The sequence below is a fragment of the Rheinheimera gaetbuli genome (assembly GCF_054781935.1).
In genome coordinates this window covers 1-1838 of record NZ_BAAGTL010000020.1, presented here as the reverse complement: position 1 = coordinate 1838, position 1838 = coordinate 1, and the positions used below count along the sequence as shown (strand labels likewise).

Sequence of the window (1838 nt, the reverse complement as noted above, 5' to 3'; positions counted from 1 at the left end):
CACCTGCTGCTCAAACAGGCTCCATACGTCGTCCGTGACGTCTGCTCCCTCACCCTGCCATTGGCTTAATTTGCCCTGGGCTAACTGATCAAGACACTGCAAATCTTCAATAGCTGTATCTGAGGAAGCTAAAAGGGTTACCATTAAACTATTGAAGTAGCGTGCGATATCTGAGATCGTCTCAGCACTGAATAAATCGCTGTTGTACTCCCAATCCAGCAGCAACCCCTCGGGCGTTTCCAGGACACCCAAGGTTAAATCATACTTTGAGCCATCACGCTGCACTGCTAAAGGTTGGCAATCTAACGCTGTCAAATTCAAGTCCACCTGCTCATTATTCTGCAAGACCAGTAAGATCTGAAATAATGGGTTATGACTGAGACTACGCGCAGGTTTTAATGCTTCAAATAGTTTTACCAGCGGAACCTGCTGATGCGCATAAGCGTCTTGCATTGTCTGCTTACTTTGTTGCAGTAAGCTGCGCAGTGTCGCTTGACTGCTGACATCGTTTCTTAACACCAACATATTGACAAAAAAACCGATCAGTCCTGACAGCTCAGGCTGGCCCCTGTTAGCAGCAGATGCTCCCATGACAATGTCCCGCTCACCGCTGAAACGTGCTAACACAACGGAAAAAATTGTATGTAACCCCATGAACAGTGTGGCGCCTTCCTGACGGCAAAACTCCCGCATATCATTCAACACTTTAGGCTCAAGCACAGTTCTAAGCGTTGCGCCTTTAAATGAAGGCGTCTCCGGGCGCTGATAGTCCAGTTTCAGGCTATGCAAAACCGGCAAATTACTTAGTTGCTGCTTCCAATAATCAAGCGACTGCTGCCCCGAGTCACTGTCCAACCATTCACGTTGCCATAACGCATAGTCGGCATACTGTAATGTCATATCAGGCAGTGGATTTAATTCACCGGCTATAAAACCGTTATATAGCGCATTAAATTCCTGCAGCATAAGCGCCATTGACCAGCCATCTGAGGCAATGTGATGTAGAGTTAGCAGCAATAAATGCTCTTGTGGACCTTGCATAACCAAGGTCACCCTAAGCATCAGATCAGTACTGAGCTCGAATGGTCTGCAAATGTCTTCCTGTAGAAGATTTGGCAGCATCGTTTGATTGTTCAGCGGTGCATCTAACTTCAGCTCTCTAATCTCAACATGATGCGCATCTTGAACAAACTGACTGGCAGTGCCCATCTTATCTGCACGATACACTGTTCGAAGCACTTCATGCCTGGCTACCAGGCTATCCAGCGCATGCTGCAAGGCATCGCGACGTAACTCACCACGCAGGCGGAAGGCAAAAGGCATATGAAAAGCGCTCCGACAGCCGTGTACCTGCTGATCTGTCCACAACACCTGCTGATTGCATGATAATGGTATACCGCCTTTGCAGGCCGCAGTTGAATCCCGGCGCGTCACGCTGTTGTTATGTACGTTATGACGTAACAGATACTGCTTAAGCTCATCTTTGCGGGCAACAATCTCGGCACGCAGCTCTGAACTTATACCGTTTGCCGGAAGCTCACAGCGCAATTGTTGCTGTTGAAGCTCCAGATGAACGCCGCTGTTGCGCAGCTGTTTGATAAATTGTGCGATTGTCATAGTGTTAAAACCTCAACATTATTTGAAGCCGAAACGGCTTTTCTATGGAGCCACTGATGTGTTTCGATAAGTTCGGCCTGATCCAGCAAGGTTGGACAGGTCATCATGTCCTGCAGATTTAAGCGGGTGTTGAATGTGGCGTTGATATATTTTAAAAGCTTGGTTACCAGCAAAGAGTGCCCACCCAGCATAAAGAAGTTGGCATGCCGGCTGATAGGCTC

General features: G+C 47.8%; 2 protein-coding genes. Both read right to left on the bottom strand.

Translation table 11 applies throughout. The features are described from left to right. Positions 1 to 1617 (bottom strand): condensation domain-containing protein (locus tag ACYVIC_RS13035; RefSeq protein ID WP_460860587.1); only part of this gene is annotated, 1617 nt, incomplete at its 3' end. After that, the coding region (locus tag ACYVIC_RS13030; protein WP_460860585.1) for an acyl carrier protein at positions 1614 to 1838 on the bottom strand (225 nt) is incomplete at its 5' end. The genes ACYVIC_RS13030 and ACYVIC_RS13035, both read right to left, overlap by 4 nt.